Origin of the sequence: Halomonas sp. 3D7M (assembly GCF_014897885.1) — a bacterium.
In the GTDB taxonomy this organism is placed as follows: Bacteria; Pseudomonadota; Gammaproteobacteria; order Pseudomonadales; family Halomonadaceae; genus Vreelandella.
This window is the reverse complement of record NZ_JABUZF010000238.1, coordinates 52,893-56,413: the sequence shown is the minus strand read 5'-3', so window position 1 is coordinate 56,413 and position 3,521 is coordinate 52,893. Positions and strand designations below refer to the sequence as shown.

The window sequence follows — 3,521 nt, the reverse complement described above, 5'->3', positions numbered from 1 at the left end:
CCCTGCTATACCCACCCCGCCAGCCATGCCCATTATCAGCAGAGACAGCGGCGGTGTATCTGGCATTTGCCACTCAGGCGAAACAGTCCATAGATAAAACCAGCCAAACAGATAGGAAAGAAAGAACGAACCGTTGGCAATTAAAAACACCGCCATTGCCCAAAGCCCAGGGCCATCCATCGTGCGTGAATGAAGCGGCGGATCGCCTGGTTTTACCCCTGCATCAGGGGCTGCATTCGGGTGTGCGCCGTTCTCCCACGACCAGCGCAGTAGAAACACGCCAGCAATCACTACAAAGATGCCCGCTAGCGCATAGACACGGGTTAATAAACTAATGCACACCACTGCCAGCGCTGCTGCAGCCAACAGCGGCCACCAGGAGTTACCAGGCAGGTGAATGATTTCGCGCACTTTGCCTGTAATCGGGTCGCTACCCCACATTTCACGCCGGCCGTGGGAAGCCACCGCTAAGCCGTGCATACCCTTCGCCATGGTATGTGGCAAATTCGGGTCATTCCACAACGGATGCCGTGTTTCTACAGTAGGTAAGCTGACAAAGTTATAAGCGCTTGGGGGCATCGAGTTAGCCCATTCCAGCGTATCGGCATTCCATGGGTTCTGTTTGGCGGGTTTACCAAACCGGAAGTGCAGCGCGATATCCAGCAACACCATGGCAATACCCGCCGATAGCACAAAGCTGCTGACGGATGAGAGCAGGTTATAAATCTCCCACCCGGAGCCAGCCTCATAGGTATAAACACGCCTGGGCATACCTAAAAGGCCCGTCCAATGCATAATCAGAAACGTACCGTTAAAGCCTAAAAAGGTTAGCCAGAACCCCCAACGCCCGAGGCTTTCAGATGGCATACGCCCGGAAAATAGCGGCAACCAGTAGTAAAGCCCGGCAATGAGTGGGAAGAACATGCCACCCACCAATACATAGTGCATGTGGGCCACCACAAAGTGGGTATCGTGCACCTGCCAGTTAAATGGCACTAGCGCCAACATCACCCCAGTTAAACCACCGCAAACGAAAATAATTAAAAAGCCCATCACCCAAAGCATGGGCAGTTTCATTTTAGGTTTACCTAGCCACAGGGTAGCCAGCCAAACGAACACCTGAATCGCCGTTGGTACCGCCACCAGCATGCTAGCCGCCGAGAAAAATGCCTGAGCCAGCTGTGGGATACCCACTGTAAACATGTGGTGTACCCAAAGCCCAAAACTGATAAAGCCCATAATAGCGATGGCAGCTACCACCCACCCATAACCGACAATAGGCCGCCCGGCAAAAACCGGTATTAGCGTCGAAACAATGCCCGCGGCAGGTAGAAAGATGATGTACACCTCAGGGTGACCAAACAGCCAAAACAGATGCTGCCACAGGATGGGGTCGCCGCCTCCCGCAATCTGGAAAAATGGCATACCAACGGCGCGCTCAAGTTCCAGTAAAACGCTGCCAAGAATCAACGGTGGAAACCCCACCACAATCATCAGTGCCATGGCCAAGATATACCAAGCGAACAACGGCATTTTATGCAGCGCCATGCCCTGAGTGCGAGTGCGCAATATCGACACTACCAACTCTACACCCGCAGACACTGCAGAAATTTCCACAAACGTGATGCCCAACAGCCAAAAATCCGAGCCCAGATCAGGCGAGAACTCTTTACTACTAAGCGGGGTGTACATAAACCAGCCGCTGGACGGCGCCATTTCAATAATCAGGCTGGAAGTAAGAATAATCCCGCCAAATAAATAGCAGAAATAGCCAAGTGATGTTAGCCGAGGGCAGACCAGGTCGCGGGCACCAATCATCTTTGGGATCAGGTAAATCGCCAGCCCTTCCAGCATAGGAATGGCGAACAGGAACATCATCACCGTGCCATGCATGGTGGTGACCTGATTATAAATGTCTGGCGACATAAAGTTTTGGTCGGGCATCGCTAACTGGGTTCGCACCAGCATTGCTAAAATGCCGCCAATCAGGAAAAACACCATCCCCGTGACCATAAAACGTAGGCCAAGCGTGGTGTGATTGACGATAGTTAAGGATCTTAGACCTTTGGGATTCCCCCAAATGGTGTGCAAGTCTTCGTGCAATTGCTGCGGGTCATGCTCAATGGCTTCTTGATTGACACTCTTCATGGTGACAAGGCCTCCAGCCAAGCACCCAGGGCATCCAAGGTGTCCGTTTCAATTTCACTGTGGGTAGGCATCTTATTGCCTGGCTTTAGCGTTTGGTGATGCTGCAACCAGCGACTCACCGCCCCTTCTTCCATGGCAATCACCCCCGCGCCTAGCGTGGCGCGACCGCCCACATCTGAAAGCGTTGGCCCAATGCCCCCTTGGCTAACGCCCGCTACCTGGTGGCAGCGGGCACAATGCGTCATAAAAGCATCTCGCGCGTCGTCGTAAGTAGCATCGGCAACGGCCAGTTCGCTAAGCGTCGTCTCTTGTCTTGCAGTTAACCATGCCTCGAACTCGCTGCGTGGCAAGGCCTCCACATGCAATTGCATATGGGCATGGCCCACGCCGCAAAGTTCGGCACACTGCGCACCAAACACCGCGGGTTCATCAGCTTGTAAACGAATTTTATTTACGCGGCCCGGCAACATATCTATTTTCCCCCCCAGCCGGGGCACCCAAAACGCATGAATCACATCGGCACCACTGACATGAAAATCTACTGGCTCTCCAGCAGGCATCACCAGTTGATTAGCGGTAACAACCTCACCGCCTTCAGCATCGGGATAGCGCACTTCCCACCACCACTGATGGCCAATCACCTCGATAACTTCTGGCGGTTCGCTCATGGGTAGCGTTAGCATCCGCTGGCCGGCGGGAACGCCAAACAGTAGCAGCGCGGTAATGCTGGCCACAGGCAACATAATGCCGCCGCCAATAATCCACCGGCGAGCGATACGGCGCTCCTGGGCAGGTGTGCGTTCCACATTTCTTGGTTTAAAGGCGTAAAGCCAAAGAGCTGTCACCCCAATCAGTACAAGGGTGGCAAATCCGAGCATTACCCACCAAATTAACCGCACGTCTCGCGCAGCAGGCCCAGCAGGGTCTAAGATAGATCTATCACCTGTGCAGCCCGCTAAGCTCACCAGTAAGAAAGTCCCAAGCAAGCATGCTGTTCGACGGACCCATCGTGACGATAAATATGAAATGATGGTGGACGTTACGCCATTACGTTCCCTCATTTGCAATTTTCCTGGCATGCCGTTGGTCTGAATGACTTTTTCGCTTTGTCTAACCACAGGAAGTGACCATGACACTTACTCCCCAACGCTCGATAAAAAGCCGTGCCGCGCTGGCTGGCCATCCGCTTCACCCAGTGATGATCCACTTTCCTGTGGCCGCACTGATGGCGCTGGTCGCCAGCGACCTGGCTTACTGGTATACCCAAGACCCTTTCTGGCTGCGCAGCGGTTTGTGGTTGGCGGGGGTAGGCGCGTTTGGCGGCTGGATTGCTTCGGTAGCGGGCATTATTGACCTGGTCACCGTGGCGCGGA

At 53.9% G+C, this 3,521-nt stretch carries 3 protein-coding genes; 1 reads left to right on the top strand and 2 read right to left on the bottom strand.

Translation table 11 applies throughout. The features are described 5' to 3' along the window. Together ctaD and coxB are read right to left on the bottom strand one after the other, a co-directional pair. Positions 1-2,148: cytochrome c oxidase subunit I (gene ctaD / locus INT22_RS13725; protein WP_193068426.1), on the bottom strand; the 2,148-nt coding region annotated here is incomplete at its 3' end. Next, the gene (coxB, locus tag INT22_RS13720) at positions 2,145-3,209 is read right to left on the bottom strand and encodes a cytochrome c oxidase subunit II (protein WP_193060508.1); all 1,065 of its coding nucleotides are present in this window, start codon (positions 3,207-3,209) and stop codon (positions 2,145-2,147) included. The genes ctaD and coxB, both read right to left, overlap by 4 nt. A gap of 68 nt (positions 3,210-3,277) precedes the next feature. On the opposite strand from coxB, the gene INT22_RS21060 reads away from it, so the two are divergent. Beyond that, positions 3,278-3,521: DUF2231 domain-containing protein (locus tag INT22_RS21060; protein ID WP_319022079.1), on the top strand; the 244-nt coding region annotated here is incomplete at its 3' end.